Origin of the sequence: Bacillus sp. ILBB4 (genome assembly GCF_035064545.1) — a bacterium.
Lineage (GTDB): Bacteria > Bacillota > Bacilli > Bacillales > Bacillaceae_H > Priestia.
In genome coordinates this window covers 319,823-336,442 of sequence record NZ_JAIQVD010000003.1, presented here as the reverse complement: position 1 = coordinate 336,442, position 16,620 = coordinate 319,823, and the positions used below count along the sequence as shown (strand labels likewise).

18 protein-coding genes are annotated in these 16,620 nt (G+C 37.3%); 3 read left to right on the top strand and 15 right to left on the bottom strand.

The window, feature by feature from the left end; all coding sequences use genetic code 11:
* Positions 1 to 41: 41 nt before the first annotated feature.
* The 7 genes from LAV82_RS13790 to LAV82_RS13760 form a co-directional block, all read right to left on the bottom strand.
* Positions 42 to 338, bottom strand: a complete 297-nt coding sequence (locus LAV82_RS13790; protein WP_013057900.1) for a PTS sugar transporter subunit IIB — start codon at positions 336 to 338, stop codon at positions 42 to 44.
* 1 nt (position 339) lies between these two features.
* The gene (locus tag LAV82_RS13785; protein ID WP_013057901.1) at positions 340 to 825 is read right to left on the bottom strand and encodes a PTS sugar transporter subunit IIA; all 486 of its coding nucleotides are present in this window, start codon (positions 823 to 825) and stop codon (positions 340 to 342) included.
* A 36-nt stretch (positions 826 to 861) separates the two neighbouring features.
* The gene (locus tag LAV82_RS13780; RefSeq protein ID WP_499716282.1) at positions 862 to 2,904 is read right to left on the bottom strand and encodes a BglG family transcription antiterminator; all 2,043 of its coding nucleotides are present in this window, start codon (positions 2,902 to 2,904) and stop codon (positions 862 to 864) included.
* Positions 2,905 to 3,216: 312 nt separating this feature from the next.
* A complete protein-coding gene (locus LAV82_RS13775; RefSeq protein ID WP_499716281.1) occupies positions 3,217 to 3,780 on the bottom strand; it encodes an NAD(P)H-dependent oxidoreductase in 564 nt (187 codons plus the stop codon).
* 292 nt (positions 3,781 to 4,072) lie between these two features.
* Entirely contained in the window at positions 4,073 to 4,633 is a 561-nt protein-coding gene (gene lepB, locus LAV82_RS13770; RefSeq protein WP_499716280.1) for a signal peptidase I, read from the bottom strand.
* An 83-nt stretch (positions 4,634 to 4,716) separates the two neighbouring features.
* Positions 4,717 to 5,073: a nuclear transport factor 2 family protein gene (locus LAV82_RS13765; RefSeq protein ID WP_499716279.1), complete on the bottom strand. Its 357-nt coding sequence runs from the start codon at positions 5,071 to 5,073 to the stop codon at positions 4,717 to 4,719.
* Between the two features lie 101 nt (positions 5,074 to 5,174).
* The gene (locus LAV82_RS13760; protein WP_029322868.1) at positions 5,175 to 5,465 is read right to left on the bottom strand and encodes a hypothetical protein; all 291 of its coding nucleotides are present in this window, start codon (positions 5,463 to 5,465) and stop codon (positions 5,175 to 5,177) included.
* A 542-nt stretch (positions 5,466 to 6,007) separates the two neighbouring features.
* Between LAV82_RS13760 and LAV82_RS13755 the strand changes: the two genes are divergently transcribed.
* The gene (locus LAV82_RS13755; RefSeq protein WP_013057906.1) at positions 6,008 to 6,664 is read left to right on the top strand and encodes a DUF975 family protein; all 657 of its coding nucleotides are present in this window, start codon (positions 6,008 to 6,010) and stop codon (positions 6,662 to 6,664) included.
* 115 nt (positions 6,665 to 6,779) lie between these two features.
* Positions 6,780 to 7,193 (top strand): DUF1259 domain-containing protein, encoded by a 414-nt coding sequence (locus tag LAV82_RS13750; protein WP_499716278.1) that lies wholly within the window; start codon positions 6,780 to 6,782, stop codon positions 7,191 to 7,193.
* Between the two features lie 148 nt (positions 7,194 to 7,341).
* Here LAV82_RS13750 and LAV82_RS13745 read toward each other — a convergent pair whose 3' ends face one another.
* From LAV82_RS13745 to LAV82_RS13720, 6 genes are all read right to left on the bottom strand, one after another.
* Entirely contained in the window at positions 7,342 to 8,112 is a 771-nt protein-coding gene (locus LAV82_RS13745; RefSeq protein ID WP_499716277.1) for a DeoR/GlpR family DNA-binding transcription regulator, read from the bottom strand.
* Positions 8,113 to 8,268: 156 nt separating this feature from the next.
* The gene (phnW, locus tag LAV82_RS13740) at positions 8,269 to 9,381 is read right to left on the bottom strand and encodes a 2-aminoethylphosphonate--pyruvate transaminase (protein WP_499716536.1); all 1,113 of its coding nucleotides are present in this window, start codon (positions 9,379 to 9,381) and stop codon (positions 8,269 to 8,271) included.
* Positions 9,382 to 9,392: 11 nt separating this feature from the next.
* Positions 9,393 to 10,175 (bottom strand): phosphonoacetaldehyde hydrolase, encoded by a 783-nt coding sequence (phnX, locus tag LAV82_RS13735; protein ID WP_499716275.1) that lies wholly within the window; start codon positions 10,173 to 10,175, stop codon positions 9,393 to 9,395.
* Between the two features lie 364 nt (positions 10,176 to 10,539).
* The gene (locus LAV82_RS13730) at positions 10,540 to 12,438 is read right to left on the bottom strand and encodes an endonuclease MutS2 (RefSeq protein ID WP_098449159.1); all 1,899 of its coding nucleotides are present in this window, start codon (positions 12,436 to 12,438) and stop codon (positions 10,540 to 10,542) included.
* 452 nt (positions 12,439 to 12,890) lie between these two features.
* Positions 12,891 to 13,220, bottom strand: a complete 330-nt coding sequence (locus LAV82_RS13725; protein WP_013057912.1) for an AzlD domain-containing protein — start codon at positions 13,218 to 13,220, stop codon at positions 12,891 to 12,893.
* Positions 13,217 to 13,942, bottom strand: a complete 726-nt coding sequence (locus LAV82_RS13720; protein ID WP_211077820.1) for an AzlC family ABC transporter permease — start codon at positions 13,940 to 13,942, stop codon at positions 13,217 to 13,219. Before LAV82_RS13720 ends, LAV82_RS13725 begins: the two co-directional genes overlap by 4 nt.
* Before the next feature lie 95 nt (positions 13,943 to 14,037).
* On the opposite strand from LAV82_RS13720, the gene LAV82_RS13715 reads away from it, so the two are divergent.
* Positions 14,038 to 14,589, top strand: a complete 552-nt coding sequence (locus LAV82_RS13715) for a helix-turn-helix domain-containing protein (protein ID WP_013057914.1) — start codon at positions 14,038 to 14,040, stop codon at positions 14,587 to 14,589.
* A gap of 35 nt (positions 14,590 to 14,624) precedes the next feature.
* Here the strand turns inward: LAV82_RS13715 and LAV82_RS13710 are convergent, their stop codons facing one another.
* The gene (locus LAV82_RS13710; protein WP_013057915.1) at positions 14,625 to 15,308 is read right to left on the bottom strand and encodes a TerC family protein; all 684 of its coding nucleotides are present in this window, start codon (positions 15,306 to 15,308) and stop codon (positions 14,625 to 14,627) included.
* 272 nt (positions 15,309 to 15,580) lie between these two features.
* On the bottom strand, positions 15,581 to 16,564 hold the full coding sequence (locus LAV82_RS13705) for a LacI family DNA-binding transcriptional regulator (RefSeq protein WP_499716274.1): 984 nt from the start codon (positions 16,562 to 16,564) through the stop codon (positions 15,581 to 15,583).
* Between the last annotated feature and the right edge of the window lie 56 nt (positions 16,565 to 16,620).

Genomic DNA, 16,620 nt, shown 5'->3' with positions numbered 1-16,620 from the left:
TTGTTCAGCTCCTAATTTATTATTTTTAATTTTCTGACTTATTAATTAACAAAAGTTTTATTTAAGGCATCTATTATTTTTTGGTCCAGTGCTTCCATGCCAATCCCTGTGATATAGGAGGTTGCGCTTAATGCTGGAATGCTGTACGTTGTGGGTAAAATCGTTGTCGATACAATTAAATCTGCTCCTTCTTGGCGAGAAGCTACTTCGGCAATTTTACACTGCACAACTTCCGCGTTAATGCTGTTGTCTTTTAATAAATTTTCTACTCGTTCACACACCACTGTTGATGTTGCAATTCCCGCTCCGCACGCTACTAATACCGTATACTTTTTCATTTTACTTCTCCCCTTTTGTACTAATTTTTTCAACTCCGTTAAAAATAGCTTGAACATCCCTTTGATTTTCAGCCTGTAATAATTGCTCTATTTTTTGCTGATCTTGAATTGCTTGCATCAGCTCCTGAAGTACTGTTAACTGGGTATGAGGCTGGTTTAACCCTAATAGAAGCACAATGCGCACATCCACTTTTTTTGTATTATCATCCATTAAATAAAACGATACAGGTTTTTGTAAGGTAACCACACTAATAAATTGTTCAAAAACGTGCTCTGGATCTGTATGAGGAATTGCTACACTGTAATCGCCTATTTGGAGGCCTGTCGGAAAAGATGCTTCTCTTTCTTTAATTTTTGTCAGAAAGTTTTCACTGACATACCCTTTGCCAAATGCCTCTTTGTACACCATTTCAAAAATATCGGCTTGATCTTTACATACACTATTTAACTTCAATAACTCTTCTTTTAAAAAAGGCTGTAATGTCACGATTGTATCCTCCTTGCTATACATTCTGTACCATGATTAGATAGAGTGCGTTTTAATTATTTCATAGATTTTGTATTTTTCATTTAGCCGTTTCATCTCATTTATTACCCCGTTCATTTCCGCTAACTTCATCAGCTGCAGCATAGCGTTTAAATGTTTCTTTTTATCAATAGCTGCGATAACAACAATAAAATGAACTTTTTGCTCTCCGCACAATAAGCCTTCTTTTAACTTAAGTAAGCTCATGCCTACTGCTTGAACACCATCCTCAGGGCTTGCGTGAGGTATTGCAACATTAAGTCTTAGTACAATATGTGGAGACATAGACGGATATTGTTCCTGCATTTTATCAATATAAGCTTCAGTAATAATACCTTTATGTAAAAGCGGGGCAGCCGCTATTGAAATAGCTTCCTTCCAGCTTTCCACTTGATCGCGCAGCACAATTGTTTCGGGTGTAATTAAATCTGCTAAACTGTATTCTTGATTTTTACTTGTTTCGTTTAATACTTGGAGAGAAAAATAATCTTGCAGTGCTTTTTGAAGTTGAGACTTCTGATCAACTTTTGCGTATTTTCCAATGACATTTATTAACTGTTCAATGTTTACCACGGATGTATTTAAACCGAATATGGTTTGAATGACTCTCTGCCGAAGCTGCAACTTTTGAAAATCAGTAATAAATTGTTCCACAATAAATAAATGCTTAGAAGTCTGAACAGGAACAGGAGAAAATACCATATCAAATTCTGCTTTTGATTGCTCAAATTCTCGAATCGAAAGAGCTTCGTAGAAATAAAACTCTGGAAATAAATCACGCAGCGTGTGCTCCATCAAATGTGAAATGGATACCCCGTTAGGACAAACAACAACCGCTCGCTTTTTAAGCTGTATTGTTTCGCCACTGTTAATTAAATGTCCGCCAATAAAAACGGTAATAAACATCACTTCGCTTTCAGGAATAGAGCAGCCAATATAAGTTTCAAAAGGCTTTAATGAATCTTTTACAATGTAGTGAATGGCTTCGAACTCTTCACTAACTTTTTCAATTATTGAATAGTTAGTAGTTAGCTGATATTTAATGCGGTAGTAAGCTGGTTTCATATGCAGCACTAATTTTTGAAGCAGCTTCTCTTTTTCTTTAAAAGTGATACATGCTTTTTTCTCAAATAACGCAAGGCTGTTTTTTAATGAAGATTTTAATTCAAGAGTTTCTTCCTCTCTTAAAAATTGGGAGGATAGAACGTTAGAAGTAAGCAGTTGTAATGTAATAAATAAACGTTCTTCCTTTGGGATGCAAGCAGCATCTTCAATTAAAATTTCGGCAGCTTCAAACTCTTTTGTATCCGACAGTTCTTCATAGTCGATATGATAAGAATCTTTAATTAAGTTTCCTTTTTTAATTCGTTTTAGCAAAATAGCTATTGTATATGGAAGAAGTTTTATTTTTTGATCGATAAATTGAAGTGCTAAACGCTTTTCTACTTTTTCCATTTGCTCTTTTAATCTCTGAATTTCTTCTCTTGAAGTTCCTGTATACGCCTGAATATACGTCTCGCCTTGATACATGTCATAGACGGTCCGCAGTACTTCAATAAGCAACTTCCTTTTATTCCACTCACTTCCTACTATGTCGTATCCATACATTCGCGAATAAACAATTTCAAGATGATAACCATTTACAATTTTCTGTGTATATTTCATATCTCTTAATACCGTATTCTTACTCACTGATAGCGAGCTAGAGAAATGAAGTAAAGATAATTCTTCTTCGCTACTTAATAGCATAAGCAAAACCAATTGAGCTCTTTCTTTTTCAGACGGAATATAACTTCCAGCAGAGTGTTCGACTTTTTCAGCAAACAGTTCCATTAGAAGAGGATCAATAATAAATTTCCCCCCGTTCGTTCGCTGAATTTTCGGATAGTTATTACTCTTTAACCAGTCATTAATTTTTGTAAAGCTGTAGCTAATCTGCCTCCGTGAAAGATGATACTTTCTCTCTAGTTCCGTATTGGAAATACCTGGATTACTAACCACTCGTTTTAAAATTAAATTGCTCCTTTCATCTAGATGCATCAATTGCTCCCCCCTTGCTTAAATTTATTCTATCACTGATCTCTACCAAAATGTTTACGCTTTCATTACCACTTCTGGTCCAATTATTGTGCAACTTGATGGTTAACTCTTCCTTACCATTGTAGACATTTCGCTAGTGCTCAGAAAGAAAAAGAAAAACTGTTTTTGACTACGATTTTTGCGTCAAAGTGAATAAAAAAACCCGACTGTTTAGTCAGGTTTTTTGTAGATATCGATTTTTATCGGGAAGGGTTCCTAAGTCTTTAAAGATTTTAGGAATCCCCCACTTCAGGCTTGCTAAGTGGGGGTAGTTCAATGATGCTCTCCTATTCCAAATACTTCTGCTACATGATTTTCTAATTTATGCTTGTAGTGATCAATGTTTGGATGTTTGACTACATCATGAATAGTGTAAGTTGGAAGTGGGCTCATACCGACGTACTGATTCATTTTATGCAAATGCATAATGGCTTCATCTAAACTTTTTCCTTCATAGAAAGCTTCGTCATTGTCGAAAATAGCTTCCGGCGCATTCCATGTAAGAGAAAACATGTATTTTTTCCCCGTTAATAAACCGCCTCGCCCGTATTGACTGGAGCCTTTAAAGAAAATGTTATCCATATACACGCGATCAATATATTGCTTAAACTTTCCGGGAATGCTGAACCAGTAAATAGGCGTCTGCATAATCACAACATCAGCCCATAGCCACTTTTCAATTTCTTCTTCTACTTCGTAGCCTTTATCAACCACCGTTGTTTTAATGTCAAATTGATCAGTGAGTAAATGCTGCATTTCTTTGAAAATCGTCTGATTTAACTCTCCTTTTGACTTTTTATAATACTCGTGTCCATTAATGATTAATACGTTTTTCATGCTGACCTGCTCCTTTCCAAAATCCTTGCTTCTTTATCTTCATATATCTGTATACCCATAAAAACTACTTACCTATCAGTACCACCTCTTACTTTGAAGTAACACAGGTACCTAGAAGTCCCTTTTTAAACACCCTTATGATTTCCTAAATAAAGAAAAAAACAAGGTCTAATTTACTGATTCTTTAGAAGATGTTTAACTTGCATAAAGCAAATCGTTTTTTTAAAATCAGTTCTTTTAACCCAATAAAAAAGACTGGCGAATTAAATTCCGCCAGCCTTTTTCCCTTTTTTTATTTCGGTTCGCCTACTTCATTTAACGGATAGTAGCGAAACTGCACCTTTCCGATAACTGATTTTTGTGGAATGAAGCCAAATGCTCGTCCATCATGACTTACAGGACGGTTGTCCCCCATTACAAACAGTGAATTTTTCGGTACCTTCACTTTGCCATCAGTTGCAGGCAGCGTTTGAAGCGTAAAATCTTCCGTGAATTTTTCATTAGGTGCAAGAGATTTTTTAGATTCTTTTAAATACGGCTCTTTATAAGCTTTACCGTTAATATATAGAACGTCGTTTTTCATTTCTACCGTATCTCCTGGCAAGCCGATTACACGTTTAATATAATTTTCATCTGCATCCGGTGCATGAAATACAATCATATCAAAGCGATCAACATCACTGATTTTATTTAAAATGACGCGGTTTGAATCTTCAAACGTTGGAGACATTGATTCTCCGTGAACCGTAGTTGGCGCAAATAAAAAATGGCGAACTCCCACTACAATAACCAGTGCAATAACAATGGACTTAATCCATGAAAACACTTCTTTTTTCACATTATTTTTGCTCATCTTAAAACATCCCTTACGTCAAAATATACTTTCATCATAGCATCAAATAGAGGGAAAGTATAATAATAACCGAATAATCTTATTTATTGATCACCGTTTGTCATTGTGCCTTGATGGAAAAACAACCGCCACTTTTCTTCTCTTTTTCGCCAAATAGAACTGCGAAGCGTCTTTTTTTCTGCCGTATGGTTCATAAGATGATATGTAGTTAACACGCAGTCAGGAGACAATACGTCTACATGAAAATGAGAGATCTCAAATACATCTGGCGAAAGTACATGATTGTCATGGTAATCTTTTCGCTTCCATATCCTGCCCGAACTGCCAAACTCCACGTAATCATCTGCAAGAATGTTCGAAAGCTCTTCAGCAGAGGTGCGTACTTCTGATTTTAAGTGTATGCATTCTAAGTCATAAAATGTTTGGGTAGCGTTCTCCATTTTTTATTCATCTCCTCTTACGCCTATTATAAAGAAATAACGCGTTATTTTCACACAAACAACCCATACTCATATCCCGTATAGATATGAGTATAGGTTGATCAGCTGACGCTATAGCGTCTATTCTTACCTGCAATCCAATTGCTAATGATTTTCACCACAAGTCCTATGATAAATACTGTAAGAAATGAATAAAACATCGTCCAGTTCAGCAATTGGTACAAATACAGCGCTTTGAATATCGGAATACCTATAAAAGCAATAACAGCAGACGTAACGATATGTGCGATAAAGAAAAATTTCCATTTGCTGAAAAATTGGTAGACGAGTGCGATACTTACGGGAATAATAGCAAAGTCAACCGTATTGAACCGATCTGTAAACGGAAGCATCTGGTGAGGGTAGCACCATAGGTTAAAAAATTTCTCGAATTCATCTACCAAACCGACTATGTCAAAGCTGATAAAAAAACGAGCAGCATAAAAAAGAGGCGCTGTCTATCCATAAAAAAGTAAAAAAGCAGTAGAAAAAGAGCATTTATCACCACTATGAGCCACCATTGAAAACTAAAAAGTTCTTGATGAACGCAATAAGAAAATTCCTTTTCATTTAAGACTTGTTGCATCATTTTGATCATTTCAAACATAGAAATCCCTCTTATCTTAGAAAGTCTTTCCATGAGGGTTTCACTTCATATAAAAATGCCAAATCACGCATGGTGCTTTTCTTCCTTACATCCATCTTCTTCAAAAGCAGATTGTACCTATTTAGCGATTTCTATCTGTCTAGTAAAAATTTTTCGCAGGAGCTTTGCTTTTCATCTTAGAACCTATTGACTATTATTTTCATTTCATACAAAATTAACAATTGTGCATGGTTTACATGTTAATACGAGCAAAAAGATACTGTTTTGCAACATTAAAGGAGGAACAACATGAATATTGGGACGATTAAAAGAGAAGCTAAAGCTTCTTTGAAAAATCGCTGGGGACTAGCGATTTTACTTACGGTGGTGACGTACGGAGTATATACGCTTCTGCCTATTCCATTTGAAATTGTGGCAAGCGGCGGCTATGACAATTGGATGAAAGATGAATCTGATTCGGCGTCATGGATTTCAACTGCCTTTGCTATTGTCTTTTCGCCTCTTCTCATGGCGAACTACTGGGCATTTTTAGGTTTAGCGCGAGGTGAATCTGTCCAATTGGGACATTTGTTCAAAACATTCCAAGACTTCGGTCTTTATGTAAAGTCATTAGGGATTTATGTACTTATGACTCTTTATGTGATGCTGTGGTCACTGCTTTTACTGATTCCTGGAATTATCAAAGCACTGGCATATTCACAAACGTACTATATTTGTAAAGACAATCCTACTTACTCGATGAATCAAGCGATTACAGAAAGCCGCAGGTTGATGAATGGTTACAAAGGACAGTACTTCCTGCTGCTGCTAAGCTTTCTTGGCTGGTTTTTATTAAGTATTATTACACTAGGAATCGGCTTTTTATGGTCTATTCCATACCTTTCTGCTTCACTTGCCCGTTTTTATGAAAATTTGTTAAACGAACGCTCATCGCATGCTGAATAATAAAAAAATCCTCTTCATCGTGAAGGGGATTTTTTTATAAGAACACTGTTTGCATAAGTGAAGCTCTTATGTCATAAAGCTTACTAAGAGTATAGAAGAAAGGCAGGAGCTTATAATGTATACTATAAGTGAAATTTGTCAGCAGTTTGGCCAGATTTTAAACGCTAAAAGCAAAGTTAGTCCAACAGGATGCTCAGTGTCGCTTAAAAGAAGCTTTCAAGCTCATGTTCAAGGGCGAAAAAGCAGCTCTGTCGTTCCTGTTGGTGTATCATTTGAGGCGATAGACGCACAGGGAAACGCGTTAAACTTGGCTGAGATTGCTATTTTACAAGAAGAAATCCCTCGTTTTACAGAAGCTGCTGCGCGGCAAGGTCTTATCGTAAGCGCTTTGCATAACCATTGGCTTTTTACAGAACCGGTCCTTATGTATCTGCATATTCAATCTGTAGAGCCTCCTTTACATTTTGCAAAAAAAATGGCTTATTGTTTTTCAATGCTCAAAAGTCTTCCTGTTCCAACGAACGAATAATTTATTAAGCGCATCTCTCGAGTACATTAGAGCGGTGAAAGATGTTTTTTTGTACCTATAGATTATTAATATAGCTAAAAAAACCTCCTTACCTTTTAAGTACTTAACAAAAGGGGAATGTTTATAAAACATTCCCCTTTTGTTATTTTTAACATTTAATCCAGCTTGCGTCCAAATCTCCCCAAGTTTCCGGAAGAGAAGCAGTGCATAAAATATAATCAATGTGCTTTAAAGAATCTATTTTGTAGTTCGCCTTCACTTCTAGCTTGGAATGATCAGCCAATACAATGGTCTGGTTTGCATTAGCGATGAAGATTTTAGACAGCAGGCACTTTTCTAAGTCAAAGCTCGTAATCCCAGCTTCGGGATGAAGGCCGTCAATTGAAATAAAGGCTTTATCTACATAAAATTCTTTTGCAACCCTTTCTGCTAGGGATCCAGAAGCCCGAAAATGTTTGCTTCTTACATGACCTCCTAGAAAAATAACTTCTCCGCTGAAAACCTGCTTGTTTTGGTAGTCGATTAGCATAGTCACAAGAGGAAAGGAATTTGTAATAACCGTTATATTAGAAATATTGACAAGTGACGAAACCATTTGCATGGTCGTGCTGCCTTCATCTATAAAAATAACGTTGCCTTCTTCTATCAGCTCAGCTGCTTTACTCCCTATTTTTTTCTTTTCTTTGTTTCTTATGACTTCTCGCTCAAACATAGGCGGCTCAGCAATTTCTGTTTCTATTTTCACGGCCCCGCCATACACTTTTTTTAACTTTTTTTCTCCTTCTAATTCTTCTAGATAACGGCGAATAGTCTCAGTCGATACATCAAAAGCGTGCGCTAAGTCGTTTACTTTGACTTGCCCTTGATGTTCAATCATATCTAAAATTGTTTTTTTACGTTGTTCTGCCAATAAAGACACATTATTGCACTCCTAACTCTACGAAAAAATTTGCTCATGTAAAGATGATATTTTCTTTCTTCATGCAGACCTTGCTTCTTTAACTCTTGAAAGATAGTATTACGCTAAATTTTATACTGATTCGCGAGAAATTTTGCCGGCACCGCCTAAACACGTTCATTGCTGAATCTCCTTCCTCTTCACTGTCGAATGAATCGCTTCTAGCAATCTTTCGATATCTTGTTTATGTACGTCTCCAATGTTTCCAATTCTAAAGGTGTCCACTTGAGAAACTTTTCCTGGATAAATGACAAAACCTTGTTTTTTTAAAGATTGATAAAATCCTTGAAATGTAAAAAAAGAATAGGTAGGGTAAAGAAAGGATGTAATAATAGGTGACTGCTGTTTTGATTGCAGCAGCGTATTAAACCCTAGCCTCCTCATCCCTGTCACTAGCAAGTGCTGATTTTCTCGATACCGCTTAAAGCGACCTTGGACTCCCCCTTCTTCTTCAAGTTCGAGTAGCGCCTGATAAAATGCCCGGACCACATGAGTTGGGGAGGTAAAGCGCCATTTCCCTTTATCCTTTTCCATCGTTTTATATTGATCATAAAGGTCGAGTGAAAGGGAACGGGCATTTCCATTACATTTTTCAAGCTCATCTGTTTTAGCAATGACAAATCCGAATCCAGGAACGCCTTGAATGCATTTATTCGAACTGCTGATAAGTAAATCAATCTGCAGCTGCTCTATATCCATGGGTATACCGCCAAAACTGCTCATGGCGTCTACAATGGTCATTTTATTATAGCGCTTAGCAATATAACATACTTCTTCAATAGGATTTAAAATTCCTGTTGTCGTTTCACAGTGAACGACAGCTACATGAGTGATGTCTTCGTCTTCTTGAAGCATTCGTTCAATAACATCTGTATCAAAAGACTCAGTTTCATTTACTTTATATACAGTGTTATTAATTCCGATTGCTTCACACATATGAACCATTCTTAAGCCGTAAGCTCCATTTGCTGCTATCAGGATTTTCCCTTCGACTCTCGGTACGAACGTTCCGATGGCTGCTTCTACACAAAACGTGCCGCTTCCCTGCATTAACACAGCAGTGTATAAAGAAGACGCCGTTGCCAGCTTGACTAAACGCTTTCTTATATCTTGGACGAGATTATTATATTCATCATCCCATGTACACCAATCTTTCAGCATCGTTTCGCGAACCGAAGCTGTCGTAGATAATGGACCTGGAGTTAAAAGCAAATATGGATTTTTCATGATAATCCTCCTCTTTATTGTTGTTCCAATTGATTAATCACTTGATCAAGGTCAGATATACGATCCACTACGAAATTTGCCCCGGCTTCTTCTAAACGGCTTCTCACTTCTTCCATTTTTATTTTTAATTCTTTTTGATCCATATTCTTTTCTGCTTCTTCAGAAAGTCCCATCTCACTGCTTCCTAAAATCACGCCTACTGTCCACATGCCGGCATTTTTTCCTTCTTGCATATCCGTTACGGTGTCTCCTACTTTTATGATACGATTCATAGGAAAGACATCTAACTCCATGGCATTACGGTAACACATCCATGGAGACGGCCGGCCTGCTTTTACATCATCTGCTGTGAAGTAACAGTCCGGTGAATATCCTTTTTCTTTTGCTTTTGGCGCAACAATCTCCATCATTTTTCTCGTATATCCCGTCGTAGAACCTATTTTAATATTTCTGTTTCGCAAACGCTCTGAAAGCTCAACAGCTCCAGGAATAGGCGTGGTGAAGTCTTCTAATATACAAAATAAGCTTGATTCAAATTCATCATTCAGTTTTGCAACATCTTGTTCTGTTGACTTTGATCCGTGTGCCTTTTTCCATTCCCGTTGAATACGCGGCATCTTAAGAAGCGCTCGGATATGTTCAATTTTCAGCATGCCCATTGGCTCTCTAGCTTCTTCAATTGTAATTTCTACCTTATGTCTTTTAAATACCTCTAAAAACGCCTCAAGCGGAGCAAAACACCCGTAATCAATCATTGTTCCAGCCCAGTCAAATACTACAGCTTCGATTTTTTTCATTTTCCTCTTTCCTTTCGTTATTTAATTTGCCATTTACAATGTTTTTGATAAATAGTTTTCTCATTCGTAGAGAATTCCTACGATGGGCGAAAGCGGTAAAAATAATGAGTGCACTTATATCTGAGGCTGTTTTTTACACTTAACAAAATGAAAGTGCTTTAGATGTTGATCTTTGTTGTTTATGTTGTTTTTTATACGTATTTCATATTATAACACGTCAAAACAACAAAAAACCACAACAATAAACAACTATAAAAGTGATGTAAATTCTTTTAAGATTTATTTGGAGATCTGTTCTATGTAGTTTTGAGAAGCTACATAAAAACAAAACCCACCACTTTCTTATAAGTGCTGGGTTTCTGCTTTATCTATTTTCGCGTATATCTTTTTCAATTTTCCGCAATGCTTTTTTTGATCCTCGCTGCAGATCATGCTGCTCTTTTCGATCTTTATAGCTAATAAATAACGAATCGAGGTCATAGCCTTCGGGATATAATTCAGCAGCTTTGATTTCAAGAGCTACTCGCTTAACGTTTACTTCAATTAACTCCTTCTGATAGAGTACGACTATATTGTTTGTGTTGTCTTTAGACTTATAAACAATCGCATGATTTTCATAATCTAACAGTTTGACTCGATCTCCCATTTGGTATTCAACACGGTCTTTTTTCTTTTCCTTCAAAATAGTTGGTTTTTTTATTTTATTTTCTCTGACGACTTCTGTATCATACGATTTGCTTTCCATATAGAACTTTGCTTTTTGTAAAATCTCTTCTTCTACCTTCATCTTCTTTGAAATCCAAAGCGCATTGCTTTCTCCAGATGTTCCAATTAACAGTTGATACAGCGGTTCTAATGTTTTACTGTTGAACTGCATTGCGGCATTCATAAAGTCAGGATGAATTTCTGAGAAACGCTTAATTTCTCCGTAATGCGTAGTCGCGACCGTTATGCAGCCCATATGATAAAACTTTTCTAAAATCGCAATCGCAAGTGCAGCTCCTTCATTCGGTTCGGTGCCGCTGCCAATTTCATCGAATAGGAGCAGCGTATTGTTTGTTGCTTTTTGCAAAATAGCCGATATATTTTTCATGTGTGAGGAAAAGGTACTCAGCGCATTTTCAATACTTTGGTTGTCGCCGATATCGACAAAAACATGCTCAAACAATGCAATTTCTGTTCCTTCATCAGCTGTAATATGAAATCCTAACATTGTAGCGAGTGTCAGTAGCCCAATCGTTTTTAAGACAACGGTTTTTCCTCCTGCGTTAGGTCCCGTAATAATTAAGCTTCGATAATTCTCGCCAATTTCGAAGTGAAGCGGAACAATTTCACCAGTTAACAGCGGGTGATATGCGCCTTTTAAATGAATATATCCATAATCATTAATTTTAGGTTCGATTCCGTCTGCCTGTTTACTGTATTTTGCTTTGGCAAACACCATGTCGTATTGGCTAATTAGCTCTAAATTAATATGAATATCAGCTAGCTTCTCTAACACTAAACCTGTTAAAGACGCTAAAATTTGATATTCTTCTACCTCTTCTTCTGCTTTCAAAATCGCTAGTTCCGCATTCAGCTTTGTAATAGATGCCGGCTCTATGAACACTGTTGACCCTTTAGAGGATGTTTCAACAATTGTTCCTCCAACGTGATTTTTATAGGAGGCCTTAATCGGAATCGTATAGCGGTCTCCTTTTTTACTGATAAAAAAGTCTTGAATATACTCTTTGTTTTTACTGTTTCGTAAAAATTTCGCAAGCTGTTCTGAAATCTTAGCTTCCGTTCCTTCTATATGTCTTCTGATACGCTTGAGCTCTTTGCTTGCCGCAGCGTCTACTTTTCCAGCCTTGATCGCAAAATTAATTTCCTCTTCTATACTTGTCAGTTCTTTCATCGAATGGGCATAGGAACTTAAGAGCGAAGCAAAAAATTCTTTATCCACCATATATTGTTTTACTTTTCTGCAGCCTTTTAAAAAATCGGATACGCGCATTAGCTCTTCGGGCTCTAAAATCATGCCTTTTTCAAGCTTTTCGATGACTCTTCCTATACCTGAGACACCTGATAGCGGAAGTGATTTCTCAGCATCTAGAAGTCTTCGTGCTTCCGTTGTTTCTTTAAGTCGGTTTTTTACTGTTTTAAGAGATGTGCTCGGCTGAAGTTTATCCATTAATTGTTTTCCCAGCTCACTTACGCAGTGAGATTTTACGATTTTTTTTAATTCATGATACTGCAATTTTTCAAATGTCATCGTATTCATGGTTTTTCTCCTCACTATGATTTGTCATCACATATGAAGATACCTATTTATTAGAAGGCAATGAAAAAGGTAAACAAAAAAAGCTGTGGTGATCCCACAGCTTTTTGCGTTAATCAGGCGTCTAGGGCACATATCACAAGAGAAAGCTCTGTAAAAACAGACGCCTCCCTGACGACAAATGCCGAACCCTTTATAAAGCATTGTAGGTATCTTCATAGGCAGTGAAATAAATTCATAAGCAAACAAAGGGTACCTTTTGTTTGAAAAAATACCCATCTTACTTATTCAATTTATTTCATTTAATTTTTCCTATTTAGATACTACTCCGCTCATAAAAGCACCTCATTTATATTTTTGTTTTCATTGGCTTCTAATTTACACTCTTATCATACTATATGAAAAAGCGTACGTAAAGGAGACAGTAAAAAAGCTCAAGAGCATAACTTGAGCTTTCATGACCAAAGAAAAAAACGAAGCAGCGCCATCATTCCAACTCCGCTAATAACGGTGATGGATAAGCTTTTGGTTTTCAGGGCAATCAGTAAGGTTGGAATGACTACGATAATGACGGGCCAGTTAATCTTTACGCTGTCATTTGCTTGAATGATAAAATTTTCTACAACAAGTGCGGTTAAAATACAAATAGGAATATAGGATAGCCATTTTAATACGGGTTCTGGCAGCGCGATGTTACGTACAACTAAAAACGGAACAATGCGAGGAACTACGGTAACAAGGGCACACCCTAAAATAATGATGAGTGTTGGGTAGTGGATACTCATTTATCCGTCACCACCCCAATTGTCGCTACAATAATCGTTGAAATCAATACAGCCACATGTGAAGGTACGAAAAAAGACAGCACAATCATAATAATCGCCATATAAAGAATTAAACGTAAGTAATGATTAAGCTTTGAAGGTAACACACTTTCGATTTGTAAAACAAGCAGAGCTAAAAACATAGCTGTTAAGGCAAAATCAAACCCAAAGGCTTCCGGGTTAGCTAGCATATGGCCAAAAATAGCTCCTGTCGTACAGGCGATAATCCAGCTGACGTAAGCCGTTATATTTAATCCATTCATCCAGCGGTCATTAATTGGCTCACCTTTTGCAATTTTACTGGAAGACACCCCAAATGATTCGTCCGTTAGAAGGGCTCCAATTCCGACGTTTTTTAATAACGAATATTTTGTAAATTCAGGCGCGATCGTAGCGCTCAAAAGAAAGTGTCTTAAGTTAACGATAAATGTTGTGAGAATAATAGCTGAAATCGAGCTGTTCGCAACCATCAGTGCACAAATAATAAACTGTGCTGCCCCGGCATACACGAGCGCTGATAATAAAGTAACTTCCATAATGGAAAGATGCGAGGACACTCCAACGATCCCGGCAGCAAGTCCTATGCTTATGTAACCGAGTAGCGTAGGGATACAATCCTTAGCCCCTTGTCTGAACGTTAAGTCCACTTTTTCTCTTTGCTGTACTGCTTTTTCTGCAATCACCGTACTCCCTCCTTTTCTGCTATATTATACATCTATACGTTATATTAAACAACAGTATGTTATACTATCTTTATAATAATTAAAGGAGTACAACAATGGACGCGATTCAAGATATTATTGCTAAAAATCTTGTTAAATTACGAAAAAATCGAAATTTGACGCTTGATCAAGTTTCCGAATTAACGGGTGTTAGTAAAGCAATGCTTGCACAAATTGAAAAAGGTAAATCCAGTCCCACGGTTACCACGCTTTGGAAAATCGCCAACGGCCTTCAAGTCTCTTTTTCTGTATTTATGAAAGAAGACACCCCGGATGTGCAGAAAGTAAGCATAAAACAGCTAGATCCCATCACGGACAACAAAGGTGATTACTTAGTGTATTCTTTTTTTCCTTATCATCCGGAAAAAAAGTTTGAAATTTATATCGTCACATTAAAGCCCGGATGCGTGCACGAAGCGAAAACTCATTTAGGAGATGAATACTTACTTATTAAAGAAGGCGAATTAACGGTTCGTTTTGAAAATGAAGAACATGAATTAGTCTCGGGAGACGCTCTGCATTTTTCAGGAAATACCTCTCACAGCTATATCAATTCTTCTGAAGAAGAAGCAAGCTTTTTTTTACTTATGCACTACCCCGAATCATAAAAAAAGAGCGTACGGATGATCCGTACGCTCTTTTTTTAAGCTGCGTGGGCTTGTTCTTTTTTCATTTTTTTGTTTTTCATGTACCCAATGCCTACAACTGCAATGGTTAAGATAACTTGAACAGCGAGATGTAAAGCTGTAGTTGGAACAAATCCGCCGATAATTTTATCTTCCACAATCATTTTTCCAGCAGACCATGCAAGCATCGCTGCTCCAGCGTAAATGATAATCGGAAATTTTTCCATTGCTTTCATAATAAAGCTACTTCCCCAAATAATAATCGGAATTGAAATTAATACACCAATCATAATCGGGACAAATTCGTGAGCTACACCTGCTAGAGCTAATACGTTATCTAATGACATGACCGCATCTGCGATAATGATGGTTTTAACCGCGCTCCATACCGTTGCTCCACCTTGAGGATTGTCACCGTGATCGTGATTGTCCGCTAATAATTTATATGCAATCCACACTAGCATCAAACCGCCGACCGCTCCGATTAATGGTATTTTCAATAAAGGGACAATAATAGCCGCAAATAATAATCGAAGACCAATCGCGCCGCCTGTTCCAATTAAAATCGCTCTTTTTTGTAAATCTTTTGGTACGTTACGAGCCGCCATTGCAATAACAATTGCGTTATCCCCGCTTAAAATTAAATCAAGAAAAATAATTTGCAGCAAACCTTGCACTGATACGCCAATTAGTTCCTCCATAGTTACCTCCACCTTCTCTTTTTATGTAACGTTTCTCCTTTAAATGTCCGAGCCTTTTCCTCCCTTTTTATAATTGAATACAAAAAAGACCCTTACCAAATAAGCGGTAAAGGTCTTGCTAACAACATAATGTCGCCAACAAAGCCGAGAGATAATCTCTGTAATGACGACTTTGCTGTTAAAGCTACTCCCCTTTAGGAGATACGTTCAATTATTTGTTTGTATTTACACCACTTATACTATAGCATCTCCTACATTCTGTCAATCGTTTTTTATGTAAAACGATTATCAACGCTCTCTCTTTGAATTAATTCATAGTTCGAAAGCGTAAGCTTTTCGACTTCTTCTCCGTTAACTAGCTTAATGATTCGCTGTGCCCCCATTTGTCCCGCTTCTTTATAGTAATATTTTACGGTTGTTAAGCTGGGATGAATCACACCTGTAATTTCATAGCCTCCAAAGCCGGTAATGGATACATCTTCAGGAACGCGCAGTCCGTTTAAATAAGCTGCCTTTAACGTACCAAGCGCAATGTTATCGGTCGCACATACAATAATGGACGGATTAAATTCTTTCATCACAGCCGTAGCGGCCCCGATTGCATCGCTCATGTTAAAGCTTGTTTGATAACAGCGGATCTCGCAATCTCTGTCTTTAAGACCTTGCTTTACGCCTTCTTTTCGCTTTACACCTACAGCTATGTCTTTTTCGGTTACGCCTAAAAAAGCGATTTTTTTATGCCCTTTTTCTCCTATGTACCTTCCAATGTCGCATGCAGCCTCGTAGTCTTGGTGAATTAAACTGTGGACTTCTTCATGCTGCTGTCCAATTAGCAAAACGGGAATTGAAATTGTGCGGAACGCTTCCAAATGAGCTTTTGTGATTTGAACGGCAAGAAGAATAATACCTGCTACCTTCTGCTTAGCCAGCGTATAGATATTTTCGACTTCTCTTTCTAAATCTTGATTAGAATTGGAAATAATCATTTGATAGTGGTGGTCTCTAAGTTCTTGGTCAATACCATCTAATGTGCGGGAGGTCGCAAAAGAACCCATGCGCGGAACAATTACGCCAATGATATTTGTTTTTTTCGCTTTTAAGCTTTGAGCAAACGCATTTGGGCTATAGTTTGTTTCTTTAATAATCTCTTCGATTTTTCGTTTCGTCGCATCGCTCACAGACCCTCCGTTAAGGTAGCGGGATACAGTGCTTTTTGCTACTCCTGCAAGCCGAGCGATATCTGCAATAGTTGTCATTCTCTCATCTCCGTATTTTGTTGCTGATTCTTTCACAGTATACACGAATATCGCGT